The 17,304-nt window shown below is 33.1% G+C and carries 12 protein-coding genes; 8 read left to right on the top strand and 4 right to left on the bottom strand.

Annotated features, from left to right (window positions below; translation table 11 throughout):
* Positions 1-3 precede the first annotated feature (3 nt).
* From pheT to ACMV0E_RS02495, 4 genes are read left to right on the top strand one after another with little or no spacing between them, the layout of a single operon-like run.
* Positions 4-2,400, top strand: coding sequence for a phenylalanine--tRNA ligase subunit beta (pheT, locus tag ACMV0E_RS02510; protein WP_416084803.1), 2,397 nt, complete (start codon positions 4-6; stop codon positions 2,398-2,400).
* Positions 2,393-4,057, top strand: a complete 1,665-nt coding sequence (locus ACMV0E_RS02505; RefSeq protein WP_416084802.1) for a PHP domain-containing protein — start codon at positions 2,393-2,395, stop codon at positions 4,055-4,057. Before pheT ends, ACMV0E_RS02505 begins: the two co-directional genes overlap by 8 nt.
* Positions 4,039-6,387, top strand: a complete 2,349-nt coding sequence (locus tag ACMV0E_RS02500) for an endonuclease MutS2 (protein WP_416084801.1) — start codon at positions 4,039-4,041, stop codon at positions 6,385-6,387. Before ACMV0E_RS02505 ends, ACMV0E_RS02500 begins: the two co-directional genes overlap by 19 nt.
* Positions 6,384-8,420, top strand: coding sequence for a 3'-5' exonuclease (locus tag ACMV0E_RS02495; protein ID WP_416084800.1), 2,037 nt, complete (start codon positions 6,384-6,386; stop codon positions 8,418-8,420). The genes ACMV0E_RS02500 and ACMV0E_RS02495 overlap by 4 nt, the downstream gene beginning before the upstream one ends.
* Here the strand turns inward: ACMV0E_RS02495 and ACMV0E_RS02490 are convergent.
* Together ACMV0E_RS02490 and xerA are read right to left on the bottom strand one after the other, a co-directional pair.
* Entirely contained in the window at positions 8,410-9,984 is a 1,575-nt protein-coding gene (locus ACMV0E_RS02490) for a nucleoside kinase (protein WP_416084799.1), read from the bottom strand. The two genes, ACMV0E_RS02495 and ACMV0E_RS02490, sit on opposite strands and share 11 nt — an antisense overlap.
* A 40-nt stretch (positions 9,985-10,024) precedes the next feature.
* The gene (xerA, locus tag ACMV0E_RS02485; RefSeq protein WP_416084798.1) at positions 10,025-10,879 is read right to left on the bottom strand and encodes a site-specific tyrosine recombinase/integron integrase; all 855 of its coding nucleotides are present in this window, start codon (positions 10,877-10,879) and stop codon (positions 10,025-10,027) included.
* Between the two features lie 95 nt (positions 10,880-10,974).
* Between xerA and ACMV0E_RS02480 the strand changes: the two genes are divergently transcribed.
* The 4 genes from ACMV0E_RS02480 (at position 10,975) to rpsT (ending at position 14,943) form a co-directional block, all read left to right on the top strand.
* Positions 10,975-11,913: an ROK family protein gene (locus tag ACMV0E_RS02480; protein ID WP_416084797.1), complete on the top strand. Its 939-nt coding sequence runs from the start codon at positions 10,975-10,977 to the stop codon at positions 11,911-11,913.
* A 9-nt stretch (positions 11,914-11,922) separates the two neighbouring features.
* Complete coding sequence (locus ACMV0E_RS02475; RefSeq protein WP_416084796.1) at positions 11,923-12,894, top strand: DEAD/DEAH box helicase family protein; 972 nt, start codon at positions 11,923-11,925, stop codon at positions 12,892-12,894.
* Between the two features lie 2 nt (positions 12,895-12,896).
* The gene (locus ACMV0E_RS02470) at positions 12,897-14,606 is read left to right on the top strand and encodes a M3 family oligoendopeptidase (RefSeq protein WP_416084795.1); all 1,710 of its coding nucleotides are present in this window, start codon (positions 12,897-12,899) and stop codon (positions 14,604-14,606) included.
* A gap of 73 nt (positions 14,607-14,679) precedes the next feature.
* Entirely contained in the window at positions 14,680-14,943 is a 264-nt protein-coding gene (gene rpsT, locus ACMV0E_RS02465; protein ID WP_416084794.1) for a 30S ribosomal protein S20, read from the top strand.
* Between the two features lies 1 nt (position 14,944).
* On the opposite strand, the gene holA is transcribed toward rpsT, so the two are convergent.
* Positions 14,945-15,943: a DNA polymerase III subunit delta gene (gene holA, locus ACMV0E_RS02460; RefSeq protein WP_416084793.1), complete on the bottom strand. Its 999-nt coding sequence runs from the start codon at positions 15,941-15,943 to the stop codon at positions 14,945-14,947.
* Positions 15,940-17,223, bottom strand: a complete 1,284-nt coding sequence (gene asnS, locus ACMV0E_RS02455) for an asparagine--tRNA ligase (RefSeq protein WP_416084792.1) — start codon at positions 17,221-17,223, stop codon at positions 15,940-15,942. The genes holA and asnS overlap by 4 nt, the downstream gene beginning before the upstream one ends.
* Positions 17,224-17,304: the final 81 nt, after the last annotated feature.

Below are 17,304 nucleotides of genomic sequence, written 5' to 3'. Positions count from 1 at the left end.
AACATGATCGTCTCTTATAAACTTTTAAAGGAACTTGTTGACTTCCCATATACACCCAGGGAACTTTCAGAAAAGCTGACACATATTGGAATTGAAGTTGAGAAAATCGAAACTGTAGAAAAAAGATTCGAAAATGTTGTTTCGGCAAAGGTTTTGGAAATCTATCCTATTGAGGGAACAAGACTTTTCAAAGCAAAAGTAGATATTGGAGATTCCATTTTTGATGTTATAACCGCCGCAACTAATGTAAAAACGAACGACATAGTACCATATGCAAAAGTAAACTCAAAAATAAGTGACGGAAGAGTAATTAAAGAAAGGGAATTTGAAGGACACATTTCTCAAGGAATGCTTCTTTCATATAGCGAGCTTGGAATTGACTCAGATTCATTAAGCAATGAAGAAAAGAATGGAATTTTTATTTTGCCATATGATACGCCGATTGGAGTTAATTTTGAGAAACTTTTTCCCATTGAGGATACATACCTTGAACTTTCATTACTTCCCGATAGAGCAGATGCATTTTATGTCTTAGGAGTTGCGCGATGGATTGAAATTCTTCTTGCAAGAGACGAAGGCCGTAGAGCAGATTTTGATAAGTTCACATTCGAAGTATTTAATGACGAAAATTTACCTCAAACACCCTTTCCGGTCGAAATTCTTCATAAAGAGCACTGTAGCTTTTATTCAGGAAGGTTAATTAAGAATGTTACTATTAAAAAATCAAGTTATAAATTAAGAAAAAAATTATTCAGTTTAAGAATTCGTCCTATTAATAACATTGTTGATATTACAAACTATGTAGCAAAAATGTACGGGCAACCACTGCATGCTTTTGATTTTGATAAATTAAAAGGGAAAATTGTTGTACGTCTTGCAAGAGATGGTGAAAAAATCAAAACTCTCGATGAAGTTGAGAGGAATCTTACTTCTAAAAATCTTCTTATAACCGATGAAACAGGTCCTATTGCAATTGCAGGAGTAATGGGTGGTCTTGATACCGCTGTGAGTGAGAGTACAAAAAATATTTTTCTTGAAAGCGCATACTTTACTCCATCTACAATTTCGAGAAGTTCAAGGAGCCTTGGCTTAATAACCGATGCTTCTTCTATTTTTGAAAAAGGTGTTGATCCTCAGTTTACACCAACTGCATCTCTTGTTGCTACAAAAATGATTCTTGACGAAGGTGGTGGAAGTGCTTTTAAAGATAGAGTTGCTGATTTTAGAAAGCCTAAAGAAAGCGTTAGATTGCGTGTTAATAAAGCTTCCAATCTTTTAGGTGAAGAAATAACACCTCTTGAAATTAGAAAGTACTTCGATATGGAAGGATTTAAATATTCAGAAAGTGAGGGAGTGTTTTCAGTAATTCCTCCATCATTTAGACAGGATATCTCTATCGAGGAAGATCTTATTGAGGAAATTGTCCGAATGAGAGGATATAACGAATTTGCGGAGAAGCCAATTATAGCACCACTTAGAAGCGGCACATTTGAGCCAATACTCAAATTTAATTCTGAATTAAGAGAAATTCTTTTACGCCTTGGGCTGAATGAAATTTTAACTTCTACTCTTACAAACAAGGAAGCGCTATCAAAATTTGGTTTGTATGAGAGGGATTATATTATAGAACTTTTAAATCCGCTTACAGAAGATATGTCAGTTCTAAGACCAACTCTATTTGTTGGAAGTTACGAAGTTGCAGAAAGAAATTTGAATGTTAATATTGAAAATCTTGCACTTTTTGAAATTGGCAAGGTATTCTTAAAGAATGACGCTGAATTTACTGAAGAGTATAGGGCATCAATTTTCCTTAGGGGAAATAGGATCTTTAAAAACCCATACGGAAGATCGCTCCCATACGATTATTTCTATTTAAAAGGCCTTATTGAAAGTATATTTAATGAATTCGGAATTGATGTTCAGTTTGAAAAATTTGAGTTACCTTATATGCATCCCTATCAGACGAGTAAGATAATCGTAAATGATGTTTTCTTTGGTTATCTTGGAAAGATCAATCCAGACATACTGGATGATGCCTACTTTGCAGAATTAAAGATTAACGAACTTTTAAAAGCATCAATTTTAGATAAAAAGTTTAGCCAATTTTCAATTTATCCACCGGTAAAAAGAGATATTGCAATAATCGTAGATAAAGATGTTCAGGAAAGTTTAGTTCGAAGGGCGATAAAAAACTCAAATATTAAAGAGCTGAAATCAATTACTTTGTTTGATATTTATGAAGGAAAACCACTTCCCGAAGGAAAGAAAAATCTTGCTTATTCTCTGGAATTTGTATCAGATGAACGAACTCTTCAAGGTTCAGAAGTGGATGAATTTATGAAGAGTATAGAGGAAAGAATAATAAATGAAGTTGGCGGTGTAGTGAGAAAGAATGAATAATTATAAAATTGCAAAGGAACTCCTTGAGATAAAAACCTTGCTTGAAATTTCAGGAAATACGAAAGGTGCGTATGCATTTGAACATTCTGCCTTATCAATTCTTGCCCTTGAAAGCTCTTTAACAAAATATGCAAATTTAAATTTTCTTCCTGAAAGCGTAAAAGAGGAGGTTCTTAATTTAGAAAGCCTTGGTTATTCTCCGCTAAAAGAAACTCTTGAGGCTAAGACGCCGAAAGTTTTAAAACAGATTGCAAGTATTCCTGGTATTCGTGTAAATGATGTCCTTAAAATATATAATTTCCTTAATATAGATTCGCTTTCTGACCTTGAAAAGGCAATAAAAAACGGGAAAGTTAAAAAAATCTTTTCTGATAAATTTGAAGAACATTTAAGAAGAGCTATTTTTTACTATGAAAGTAGCACAAAAGAGTTGAGTCTTTTCTACGCATCTTCATATGCGAATTCAATTGTTTTAGCCTGTGATGGTTTAGGAAATATAGGAATTGTAGGAAGTGTTAGACGCGGAAAAGAAGTAGTAAATAATATTGATTTTGTGTACGATTTCGACGAAGAAACGCTCATTGAAACAATTAATTTGAATTTTGACATTCTAAATTTTGAAAAAAGGGGTAATCTTATTAAGTTTAAAGATGTTGATGGAGTAATTCTTAAATTTTTTAAAATTCCAAAAGACTATTTTTATGCTGGACTTCAGTACTATACGGGCTCTAAGCAGCATAACAAAGAAATTCAAGAAATAGCAAAGACAAAAGGTTTTGATATTTCAAAGAGTGGATATATTCTTATAAAGGCAAATTCTGAGGAAGACTTTTATGAAAAGTTATCTCTTCAATATGTACCACCTGAATTAAGAGAAGGAGAAGAGGAGATTGAACTTTCAATAACACATTCTCTTCCAAAACTAATAACCTTATCCGACATTAAGGGAGATTTGCACGTTCATTCTTCGTTTTCTGATGGTTTATCTACAATTTCAGAACTGCACGAAGAGGCAGGACTTTTAGACTATGAGTACCTTGCTATTACGGATCACTCAAAAGGATTGAAAATTGCAAATGGAGTATCCCAAAAACTCTATCTAAAGGAAAGTGAACTCATAGATCGAATAAATAATGAAAAATATAGCCCATATCTTTTGAAGGGGATTGAAGCAGAGATTAACTTTGATGGATCAGTTGATGTAGATGAAATTATTCTTAATAAGCTTGATTTGGCTTTAGGCGGTCTTCACCAATTTTCTAACACCCGTTTAGAAAATACAGAAAGAGTTAAGAAAGCTATAAAAAGTGGTATAATTAATATCATGGCACATCCTACAAATAGAATAATTTTTGTAAGGAAAAGCATCGATGTTAACATAGAGGAAATATTTAATACCGCATCACAATTTGGAGTAAGTTTAGAAGTTAATGTGTTTCCTAATAGAATGGATTTAAGTACGGGACTTATTAAAGAGGCGAGACGTGCACATGTTAAGTTTTTTTCAATTGGAACTGATGCACATAACAGAGGACATTTGTATTTTATGAAATATGGCATTAAAATTTTAAGAAGGGCATGGGTAAAAAGAGAAGAAGTTTTAAATACATACCGTTTGGAGGAAATTAGAGATCTATTATGCGTGAAGACACATTAAAGTCTCTTGAATACGATAAAATTATAAATAGACTTGAATCACTTGCTTTCACAAAGGGAGGTAAAGAACTTTCAAGAAACCTTTTACCTTATGATTCCTTTGAAGAATCAAATTCTGCTTTGAAGGAAACAACTGATGCAAAAAAGTTTTTAGAGGAGGAAGGTGACTTACCCTTTGTCGAATTTGTTGATGTCGAGCCTCTTTTTGATAAGATAAAAGTACTCTCACTTTTGACTCCTGAGGAAATTTTAAGAGTTTCAGATGTTCTCTCTACAATTTCTGAAATAAAGGAAATTGGTGAATCATACAGGGATGCCCACCCTGAAGTTTTCAAATATACAATAAGACTTTACAACTTCGAAGATATAGTTAAGGCAATAAGGAAAGTTGTCGGTAATGATGGGAAAATTGTAGACGATGCATCACCTCTTCTTAGCATAATTCGAAGAGAAATTAAAACAACTTACTTACGAATTCAATCGATTTTGCAAGAAATTCTTTACTCAAGAGAGAATGAAGATGCGATCCAAGATAAAATTATCACAAAAAGAAACGACAGGTATGTCATTCCCATAAGACTAAATTCAAAACCAGCTTTTAATTACGTTGTACAGGGTGAATCTGGCAGTAGGCTTACACTTTTTGTTGAGCCTATGGCTGTAGTTGAGTTAAATAATAAGCTCGTGGATCTGTTTTCAAAAGAAAGAAGGGAAGAAGAGCGTATTATTTTGGAGTTAGAAGAGCGTATAAGAAATAAATTTGATGCAGTTTTGGAGTCTTTGAATACCATTTATAGACTTGACTTTATTTTTGCTAAAGCAAGATTATCCATTCAATTAAAAGCTTCTGAACCAATTCTCGTTGACAAACCATATCTTGAATTATATGAAGCAAGAAATCCATTTATTAAAGAAGAAAATGTTGTTCCGATTGATATTGAAGTAGGAAAAAATTTTAAAATGCTTATAATAACAGGTCCGAATACTGGAGGAAAGACTGTTACACTTAAGACAACAGGTCTACTAACTCTCATGGCAAAGGCAGGAATGCACATACCGGCAATTTCCAATTCAACAGTTGGATTTTTTAGAAACGTCTTTGCAGATATTGGGGATGAGCAGAGTATTGAGCAGAATCTTTCAACATTTTCATCACATATGGTAAGAATTATTGAAATTATCAAAAATGCAACAAAAGATGATCTTGTCTTAATTGACGAATTGGGTGCAGGAACTGATCCTGAAGAGGGCGCCTCTCTTGGATTTGCAATTCTTAAAAAACTGCATGAAATTGGTGCATCTTCCATTGTAACAACGCACCACGGAAAAATAAAAGAATTTCCATATAAGTTTAAAGAGGCCCAAAATGCTTCAGTTGGTTTTGACATAAATACGCTTACCCCTACTTACAAGCTCTATGTCGGGATCCCAGGCGAAAGCCATGCGTTAATTATTGCTGAGAGACTTGGAATGCCTGAGGACGTGCTAAATAGTGCAAAAAGTGAACTTTCTTCGGACTTTATTGAAAAAGCACAAATTGTGAGCAAGATGCATGAGGATAATAGGGCAATAGAAATGATGAAATCAGAAACTGAAATAGCAAGAACTGAAGCAATGCGCTTAAAGGAAACATATGAACAAAAGTTGAAAGAGTTAGAGGAGAGAAAGAGGTCAGAAATTAAAAAAGCCTATGAAGAGGCACAGAAAATAATAGACGAAACAAAAGAAAAGATGAATAAAATTCTTGAAAATCTTGATACGTATATAAAAACACAAAAAGAAATCCAAGAAATGAGAAAGATACTTAAAACCGAAGAAACCCAATTAGAAGAGAAACAGGAAAGAACTTTCGAAGAAGAAAAGAAAATTGATTTTTATGAAATAAAAGAAGGGATGCTTGTATATGTGCGAACTTTAAGGGCTCAGGGAATAGTGCTTCAGGTTAAAAACGATGAACAAAGAGCAATTGTTCAGATGGGTGCAATAAGAGCAACGCTTAAATTTTCTGATCTTGAGCCAGTTTTGGAAGAAAAGATTGAAATTAAGAAGGAAAAAAGGGGTGAGTTGAAAGATCTTTTCGAAGAAGAATTACCAATGAAAATAGACTTGCATGGTTATACAGTTGATGAAGCAATTGATATTTTAGATAAATATCTTGACAAGGCTTATTTACATGGACTGCCTTATGTATATATAGTCCACGGCAAGGGCACTGGTACTCTAAGAGAGGCTATTTCACAATATTTGAGGAACAATAAAAGAGTTGCCCGTTTTGAAATCGGAACTCCATCTGAAGGTGGTATAGGTACCACAATTGTATTTTTCAAATGAAGTTTGTCTTTTTTGATCTCGAAACAACAGGACTAAATAGAGATGACGAAGTTATCGAAATAGGTGCAATAAAGGTTGTCGATTTGGAAGTTGTTTCCACTTTTAAAACTCTTGTAAGACCTCGTAAAACTATTTCAAGATTTATAACCAATTTGACAGGTATCACTCAGGAAGACCTAAATAAGGCACAGGATAGAGATAAAATAAAAAGTGATTTTAAGCAATTTATAGAAGATTCAATTCTTGTTGCACACAATGCGTCTTTTGATAAGGAGTTTCTCGAAAGATTTTTAGAAGAACCACTTCAAAATGAAATAATTGACACACTTGAACTTGCACGTCTTATCTATCCAGAATTGAGCTCTCATAGTCTTGAGAAACTTGTTCAAGCACTAAATCTCAAGAAGGAGAAGGCGCATAGAGCATTTAATGATGCTTTAATGCTTTTTGAACTGTTTAAAAAATTGTTGGAGGAAAGCAAAACGTTTGAAGATGCAGATATGAAGCTCCTTAAGGAGATCATTGGTGATTCGAGAAATTTTGGTTTTATCTTCGTTAACCATGTAGATGCTGAAAAAACCTCCATAAAAATACAAAAGATTGGCGAAATACAGACCCTTCCTTTCAATCAAGTAAATAAATCACTTAATAAGGGTGTTTTTTATTATGAAGAATCCTCGCTTGATGATATAGTTAAATTATTGTTGTCATCAGGCAGGTCCCTTATTGTAGTTTATTCAGAGAAACTAGTTGAAAATCTGAAAGATAGGTTAAATAACTTTAGAATCTTAGATGCAACTGATTTTGAAAGTTTTATCTGTATAGAGCGCTTAAACTTTTATCTTGAAAATACAAAAGCAATACCAAATGACCTGCGAGTTGATTTTGCAATTTTTGCGTCATATTTGCTTAAAACTAAGGATTTTGGCCTTAGAAATGCACCCCAACATATCCTTAAAAACAAGATTCTAAGAAATTTATCTCTTTGCAAAAGTGAAAATTGTGATTATTTCGAGGTTTGCCCTCTTAAGGAAAGATTTAGGGAGATTGAGAAAAGTGACTTTGTAATATTAAAATATCCAAACCTATTTTTTGGACTGAAATTTCTTTCCAATTTTAAATTTGATAGCGTTTTCCTTCTTGAAGCCTACAGGATTCCGAAAGTACTATCGAGTTTAAAGATGAACTTTTCAAAGGAAGACATTGAAATGATTTCAAACTTTGATGCCTCAAAAAAATCAAATGAGGTTTTAACCCTCTTCAATAATTTTGAGAATTTACCAAAAAACTTACAAAACAAAATAATCTCAAATATTACAAATTTTGATGAAGAATATTCTTTTAACAGGATTTTTCGAAATGATTCTGAAAGTTTATCGGTTGGATTTTCTAATGCAACACAAATATTTTCGAAGATTTCTTTAATCGGGAATTCTATAAATTTATTAAGCAACTATTTCATTTTTAAGGGAGAAAATTATATTGAAAAATTCACAAGGTTAAAGGGTGATACTTTTACAAAAGATAGCGAAGATAAAGTTATGAATGTAATACCCCTATTCTTACATGCACCAAATGCGGATGAGTTTGCATATGAATTTCTTGACTTATATGCTCAGTTTTCCGACATTAAACCAGTTCTATTTGTTTTCGAAAACAGGATTCAAATGAACAGTATAAAGATGGAATTAAAGAATCGCTATACTTGGATTGAGGAGTCACTTCTAAAGGAAGACGGTTTGATTGATTTTGTACAATATGAATTTCCTATACGAAATAGATATAGATTGATCTTTATAATTAAATTACCAATGAATATTCTAGGATCTGACGAAAATTATGCAATGTATTATCTTAAAAATTTTATTAAAGATAGCATTGCTTATGAAAAGAGTGCTGTCCTTTATTTTGATGGAAGACTCAAAGACAGGAATTTTGTTTCAAGATTTGAAGAAGCCTTTATCACAACGCCAATGCTTTTAGAAAGAAAAGAAAATCTTGTTCAGTTTGTAAAAAAGCACATCAATACTTAAATGAGCTTTTCCCTATAAATTCTCTTAAAATAGATGTAGGTGGCACTTCATCTGATTGAAGCGGCAAGACATGGTTGAGGAAGTTCAACAATCTTAACGCTTCTGCGTATTCTTTTTCTTTGTATTCAATTGCCCTAAGCGGAACTTCAGCAAAGTTTCGAAGAATTGGAAGTTCATATATAAGCGAAGAATTAAACATTACATCAGCATTTTCTTGATAAGGAAAGATATATTTTTCTTCTGCTGAGATTACATCTTTCCAACGTCTTAGATTTTCTATAGCAGGGATTCCTCTAAAATGAACATCTCTTACGATTCTTCTTATAAGCCTTGTATCTCTTGTGGGTATACGGTTGATATTATCAATATTTACCTGAGATAATGCACTAACATAAATTTTATATTTGAATTTTTCTTTTACATCCTTAGTTAAAATTGGATTTAATGCATGAATTCCTTCAACTATTATAATGCCATTTTCGTCAATCTTTACTCTCTTCCCCTTTTCTCGTTTTCCTGTTATGAAATTGTATTTGGGAATATCAACTTCTTCACCTTGTATAAGTTTATTAATGTGCTCCTGAAGGAGTTTGTAATCAGTTGCTTCGATTGAATCATAATCAGGATTTCCATCTGCATTTAAAGGAGTCTTTTCTCTTTCAACAAAATAATTATCTGTTGAGATTACATATGGCTTTAATCCAAGCACTCTCAGGTGGATATCAAGTTTTTTTGCAAAAGTTGTTTTTCCCGATGAGCTCGGTCCTGCAATAAGAATTACTTTTGCTTTTCTTTCCAAAATCTGTGCCGCTATTTCAGAAATTTTCTTTTCGTGAAGAGATTCTTGCATTTTTATTATGTTTGATATTCTACCATTTATAATGCTTTTATTAAGTTCGCCAACTGTTCTTACATCAAGTAAATTCGCCCATTTTTTTCCTTCGTTGAAGGCCTCAAGCAATCTTTCATATTTGGGAAGCGAACTTACAACATTTGGATTGCTTTTGTCGGGCAAAAGGAAAAACAAACCACCATTTACTCTTACGATATCGATAACTTTGAGGATTCCTGTATAAGGAACAAGAGGTCCAGCAAAGTATAAGTAGATACCATCGAGTTCGTAAAGCGAAATAACATCTTTTGCAAGGTATTCAATTGTTTGAATATCTTCAAATCTTTCTTCCTTTTCAAGTTTTCTTATTGCAGTTTCCTTTGTCAGGTCAAATTTTCTTATTTGCTTGTTTTCTTTTATCAATTCAAAAAATTGGTTCCTGAGTTTTTCTACAAGCTCATCGGAACTATTTTCAATTTCTCCATAGAGTGCTTCTCCGATAGAGTGCATTATTGTTAATTTATGTTCTTTTGAAATCTTTTTTAAAGCAACATTTGCAAGAAAAGCAATACTTCTTTCATAGGTTCTTCTTCCCTCTCCTTCGACAACAGAAAGAAGTTCTATACTTCTCACTTCTTCAACTTCGTCAAGAAATCCCATTAATTGGTTATTAACAATAGCGCAAGTGTAAGGGTACTCTGCTTTTTCTATTTCGATAACTTTCTTTCCCATAGCAAAGAGATTATATTCAAATTTGCCAAAAATTCAAATTTTATTTATTCTCAACAATATCTTTTAGATTTGTAAATTCACTAATTTTTTTGACAGCTTCTGTTGCTAACTTATTGGTAACATGGGTGTACTTCATTGTTGTATTAAGTGAACTGTGTCCTAAAAGTTCTCCTATTGTGATGGGGCTTATGCCTGATTCAAGGGCAAGTGTCGCAAAGGTGTGTCTTAACTTATGAGGCGTTATCTTTTTTTGAATACCTGCTTCCTTTGCATATCGTTTTACCATAAGTTGAATTGTTAAAGGAGAAAATTTCTTTTGCCGTTTGCTTTCAAAAAGGTATTCTGAATAATGCCTCTCGTTTAGGTGTTGCCTAAGGATATTTGAAAGCTCAAGTGATATAGGAACAAATCTTTCTTTGTCTCCCTTTCCTTTAATTCTTACATAATTTTCATTGAGATTAACATCCTCAATCTTTATATTTATAAGTTCACCAACTCTTACTCCAGTATAAATTAGAAATGCTACAATTGTAAAATCTCTTTTATTCTTCTTTACGACCTCTAAGAATTTTTTAACCTCATCTTTTGTGAGAAATGTTGGCAATGTTTTCGAGGTCTTTGGTGGATCTAATGTTTCAAAATCAATGTGGAGTTCCTTTTTGATGAATTTTGCAAAACTTCTAAGAATTAGCGTTTGAGTTGCTCTTGTGTTTTTTGATATGTTTTTCTTTAAGAAATATTTTTGTATGGATTTTGTGTCAGGTATTTTGAATTCATTCAAGAAATCATTTATTATATATCGGTAGTTTTTAACCGTTAACGGTGAATAACCCTTTAACATCAGGTGCATTGAAAATTCATGAACAATTTTCTCCTTATTAAATTCTATTTCCATATTTTAAATTATACCAGAAAATTTTTTAGGAACTTATTAAAAACTCTTTTTAATTCCTTGACTTAAATTATTAATGTGATATAAATAATTGTATTATGAAAGAATTTATTGGTATTGATTTAGGCGGAACAAAGATATTTGGCGTAAGAATAAACGATAATTTTGAAATACTATCAAGTAAGAGAGTCTTGACAGGTGATGTAAATAATCTTAAAGCGATAATTGAAAACCTTATAAGCGTCATTAATGAACTAAGAACAGAAAATACAAAAAGTGTAGGTTTTGGTGTTGCAGGTTTCATTGATTTTAAAAATGGTATTATTCACGGTTCTCCAAATATTCCTGCGCTAAAAGAAATAGATTTAAAAAGAATTATTAAGAAAGAAACAGGTTTGGATGCATTTGTCGATAATGATGCAAAAACTGGTGCACTTGCAGAACTATACGTGGGAAGTGGTAAAAATTTAAAAGATTTTTTGTTTATTGCTTTTGGTACTGGAATTGGTTCTGCAATAGTTACTAATGGTTTAATTGTGCGAGGTAAAGATAATCTTGCAGGCGAAATAGGACATATTACTCTTGATCCGAGAGGACCACTGTGTGGTTGCGGAAAATATGGATGCTTTGAAGCATTTGCATCAGGGCCTTCAATAAGAAGAATTTATCTTGAACGTGTTGGTAAAATTAAAAAAACGCCATTATTAGATAGCGTTAATTACGATTTTGATTTGGTAGATACTCCTCTAATTTTTCAATTCAAGAATACAGATCCTGTAGCAAAAGAAGTTCTCTATGAAACAGCAATGCATATTGGACATGGCCTTTCAATTGTTGTAAATCTTTTAAATCCAGAAAAGATAATAATCGGCGGTGGATTAGGCGAGTCTCTGAAGCTTATTTTTGAGGATATTATGGATAGCTTTTATAAGAATACCCTTAAAATTCCAGGCAAGAGTGTCCAGTTTGAATTTTCATCCTTGGGCAATATAGGTGTTGCCTTGGGCAGCGGAATTCTTGCTTCAATTAATATTTAGGAGGTCTTTATGAAAGATACTTTAGACGTTGTGCTACTTTTGGGATTACCTGCATCAGGTAAGTCTGAAATTAGAAAATTTATACGAAGTCTTGATGAAGAAACTCGTATAAGAGAGTTTCATCTTGGAAATGACATTCACATTGATGATTTCCCCTATGTCTTCTTTATGAGAAGAATTGATGAAGAACTTGAGAAGCTTGGCGAAAGAAGAATATTTTATGCATCAAACGAAAGCCCATTTACCGAAGGTAGAGACTGGCTTACTTTAACGGAACTTATAAATCTTGAATTTAAAGATATTGTTGAAAAAAGACAACACAACGAAGATTTTGCTTTTGCAACACTTACAAGAAGAATTGATGAAGCTTCAGAGAAATTTGGAATTCAAGAACGTCTTTCAACACTTTCCCAAAGTGTCTTTAATGCACTTTCCTCGAAATTATCAAAAGAGGCAAGGGATATAATCTCAAATATAAATAAAAGTGCAAAAAGTGATTTAGAAAATTCGACCTTTGTAATTGAGTTTGCTCGAGGTGGTGCTCTTAACTTGACTCCGCCACTTCCTTACCCTTATGGGTATGAACATACTTTAAATGCTCTTGATGAGATGATTCTTAAACTAGGAGTTATTCTTTATGTGTGGGTGACACCTGAGGAATCGAGGAGAAAGAATTTTGAAAGGGTAAATCCAAACGAACCTGGTTCAATTTTACATCATGGAGTTCCGCTTGAAGTAATGCTTAAGGAGTATGGTGTTGATGACATGGAGTATCTAAAAAGTATCTCAACTATGCAAGACCATATTTTCTTGGAAAAGAAAAATTTGTTTGTTCCAGTTTCTTTTTTTGATAATAGAAATGATAAAACAACATTTTTGCGAGATGATGAAAGTAAATGGGATAATGAAAAGGTATCCATCATATTCAATGATTTGAAAGCTTGTTTTGATAAACTTTATACTTTAAAGAAAGGAGCATAAATATGGAGGATCTTATCATTAAAAAAAGACCGAGGAGATATTATCCTGAAGATTTTTCAGTCGAAAATAGAGAAAATTTTGAAAATGCTTTAAAAAACTTACTAAATGAACCCGTACAAAACAAAGAAGAATTACTCTATTTCCTGGAAAAATGGGGAGAATTATCTGATATTTTGGAAGAAACTTATGCATGGAAGTATATAAACATGACAAGATTTATGAATAAAAAGGAATATCAAGAAGATTTTAATAAGTTCTATTCTGAAGTTGTCAGCGTTGCGATGCAATACGAGTTTAAGCTTAAAAAGAAGTATTATGATTCTCCTGCAAGAAGAGAGTTTACAGAGCCTGAGTTTAAACACCTTGATACAATTATTTCGAATTCAATAGAAATTTTTAGAGAGGAAAATATACCTTTATTCGTTAAAGAACACGAAATTGCGAATAGGTACGGAGAGACAATAGCTAAATTAACTGTTAATTTTAGAGGGGAAGAAAAAACTTTTTCACAGATGAATGTTTTTTTGAAAGACCCTGACAGAGGAACAAGAGAAGAGGCATGGCAAAAGAAATACGAGGCGCTTAGTAAGGTTTCAGCTGACCTCGTAAAGTTCTTTGATGAACTTAAGGAGATAAGAGCGCTTCAAGCAAAGAATGCTGGTTTTAATAATTACAGAGATTACAAGCACGTTGAAAAAGGAAGATTTTCATATACTGTTCAAGATGTTCTCAATTTTCATGAAGTTGTAAAGAAAGTTGTTGTACCGTTCCTTAAGGAACGTAATGAAATAAAAAGACAAAAACTCGGTCTTGATTCATTACGTCCATGGGATACATCGATTGATGTTGATAACAGGGTTTTAAAGCCATTTCAAACAATAGATGAATTTGTTGAGAAGGCAATTAAAGTGTTGGGTCATGTGGATGATGAATTTGGATTAAATTTATTGAGAATGAAGGCTTCTAATTTCCTTGATCTTGAAAATAGAGTTGGTAAAGCACCCGGTGGTTATAATATGGGTCTTCCAGAGCACGGATCTTCTTTTATTTTTATGAATGCAGTAGGACTTAATTCCGATGTGAGGACTCTTTTGCACGAGTCAGGGCATTCTCTTCATAGTAAATATACGGCAGATATTCTTATACATCCATTCAAAGAGTATCCAATGGAAGTTGCAGAACTTGCCTCAATGAGTATGGAGATGTTTACTGTTGATTACTTATTTGAATACTACGACAAACCTGAGGATCTTAAGAAAGCTAAAAGAGAACAAATTGAAGGTGCTCTTGCATTTTTACCATGGTGCATTGCAGTTGATGGTTTCCAGCATTACGTTTACACTAATGATGCAGACGAAAAAGAACGTGAAGAATATTTTGTGAATTTAATGAGAGATCTTGCAGCAGGTGTTGATTGGTCAGGCCTTGAAGAAAGGTTAAAAATTTTGTGGATGCAGCAGCTACACATTTTTGAAGTGCCATTCTACTATATTGAGTATGGTTTTGCACAACTTGGGGCACTTGCGATGTATAAAAACTATAAAGAAAATAGAGAAAAGACAATTAAAAACTATAAGGAGTTTTTGAGTTTAGGTTATAAAAGGCCAGTTCCCGAACTCTATAAAGCGGCAGGAATAGAATTCAAATTTAGTGAGGAATATGTAAAGGATCTTGTTGATTTTGTAAAAGAGGAGTTAAAGTTGCTTGATTAAAACCTCTTGACTTATTTTTAAAAATCATTATCCTATATAGGAATTGAATTTAAGAATTTACGGAGGTAAATAAATGCCTATATTAAAAGCGTCAAAAAAGTCAGTTAGAAAAGATGAAAAAAGAAGAGAAAGAAACGAATACTATAGAGTTGCTTTAAAAAGGGCACTTGACTTTGCAAAAAAGAGTGGATACGCCGAAGAAAAGGTAAGAGAGGCAATTAAGATTATTGACAAACTTGAGGCAAAAGGAATACTTCATGCTAATACAGCAGCCAGAAAAAAGTCAAGATTAATGGCAAAGTTTAATCAGGCAAAGAACCAAGAGGCAACCGCATAACTCAAGACACTCTTGATAGAATATAATTTCGTAAAGAAAGGGGAAGGTCAATTTCCCCTCTTTTTGATTTTACGTCAAACTCAACAAAGGCACTGTATTGTTTTAAGATGTTTTCAATGTTTGCTACTTCAAGGTTTTTTATGATTTCCTCAAGAGTCTTAGTTCTAAGATAAGTTCCAAAAATTGAAGCAATATATTCATTAATTGCCCTAAGATTTAGTCCTTCTTTATTTTTAAGATCGTTTACAATAAGGTAAATTGACAGAGTTTTCAATACTTGTGAAAGGATAAGATTTTCTTGTCCTTGGTCTTTTAGAAAGTGATCGAGCATTCTTAATACATCGTTTCTCCTCGAGAACATTATTGCGTTAACGAATTCAAAGATATCTTCTTCTCCTAATTCCTTTACAATTTCCGAAACGGTCTCTTTTCGTATTTCTTTTCTATCTCCAACATAAAAAGCAAGTTTTTTAATTTCTGTTGATAAAGCATAGAAATTTGTATCAAGCCTTCTTATCAATTCCTTTATTGCATCCTTTGTAATTGTTTTTCCATATTCTTTTGCTTTCTTTTCAATCCAAATTTCAATCTGATTAAGAGGAGCAGTATAGTCTTTTACAATAATGAAATTTCCTTTGGGTATGCTTACGTCTTTTTGATTTATAATGAGTATCACCTTTGTAAAATCTGGAATTGATGCACTTGTGAGTTTCTGTAAGTTCTGTTTCGGGATTTGTTCCCCATCTTTTACAAGCACAAATTTTAAAGAAAAAAACGGGGGTGAAGTTATAACATTTATAAATTCTTGGTATGTCAAACTTCCCCCTGTTAGTTTTACAAAGTCAAGATTATTTGAATTATTTCCAAAAATTCTATCTACGTATTTTTTCACAATTTGATCTTTAAGATAATGGTCTTCTCCTAAAAGGATTATTAAAGACTCCTTTGGAAGTTCATTGTCAAGTTCTTTTAGAAGTTCAATTGCAGAAATTTCCCTCATGGATAAATTTTCTCAAGCATTCGGGGGAATGGTATTGTCTCTCTTACGTGTGTGAGTTTTGCAATCCAAGCAAGAGTTCTTTCAAGTCCTATACCAAATCCACTGTGAGGGACTGTTCCGTATTTTCTCAAGTCAAGGTACCATTTATAGTTTTCAATTGGAAGATTATTCTCTTGCATTCTCTGTAAAAGTAAATCGTAATCGTGAATTCTTTGACTTCCGCCAATGATTTCACCATATCCTTCAGGTGCAAGTAGATCTGCTGCAAGAACTGTTTCTGGATCATCTGGGTCTGGTTGCATATAGAATGCCTTTATCTCTTTTGGGAAATGGTGTATGAATACAGGTTTATCAAATTCGTTTGATAGTGCAGTTTCTTCATCTCCGCCAAAGTCATCCCCAAATTTAACATTAAACCCCTTTTTGTTTAGTAGTTCAATTGCATCTCTGTAATGTAACCTTGGAAAAGGCGGCACTACTTTTTCAAGAGGTTTTGTGTCTCTTTCAATAATTTCTAATTCCGTTTTGCAGTTTTTCAAAACTTCTTGCACGACATATGAGAGCATATCTTCTTGAAGTTTGAGATTTTCTTCAAATGTTAAATACGCAACTTCTGGTTCAAGCATCCAAAATTCCATAAGATGTCTTCTTGTTTTTGATTTTTCTGCTCTAAATGCAGGACCAAAGCAATAAACCTTTCCAAATGCCATTGCTGCTGCTTCCATGTAAAGTTGACCGCTTTGCGAAAGGTATGCCTTTTCTCCGAAATAATCTGTTTCAAACAACGTCGTTGTACCTTCACATGCAGCTGGCGTTAAGATGGGTGCATCAATAAGCGTAAAACCTCTTGAGTCAAAAAAATCTCTAAGTGATTTTGCGATTCTATGCCTGATGCGTAAAATTGCCCATTGTCTTTTAGAGCGAAGCCATAGATGTCTGTGCTCCATTAGGAATCCAATGCCATGTTCTTTAGGTGTTATGGGATAATCCTGGGTAAGTTGTACAATTTCGAGTTCCTTTAGGTCGAGTTCATAACCAAAAGGTGCTCGTTTCTCTTCCCTTACCGTACCTCTTACTATAATTGAGGACTCTTGTGTAAGTCTCTTTGCTTTTTCAAAGGTCTCATCAGTTACATCATTTTTTGAAACAACACATTGCATTATGCCAGTACCATCACGCACGAGTACAAAAACAATTTTTCCACTTGTACGCATGTTGTAAACCCAACCTTTTATCTCAACAAATTTTCCTACATTATCTTTAGCCTCATTAATATACATAGATTTTTTTATTCCTGGAAAATTTCCCAGGGCTGAGGTATTTTTTACCGCCTTTTAATCTTGCCCATCCTCAGCGGGCGG

It is taken from the genome of Caldisericum insulae (genome assembly GCF_047785965.1).
Lineage (GTDB): Bacteria > Caldisericota > Caldisericia > Caldisericales > Caldisericaceae > Caldisericum > Caldisericum exile_A.
The sequence above is the reverse complement of the archived record's forward strand: the minus strand, read 5'-3'. Positions and strand labels throughout refer to the sequence as shown.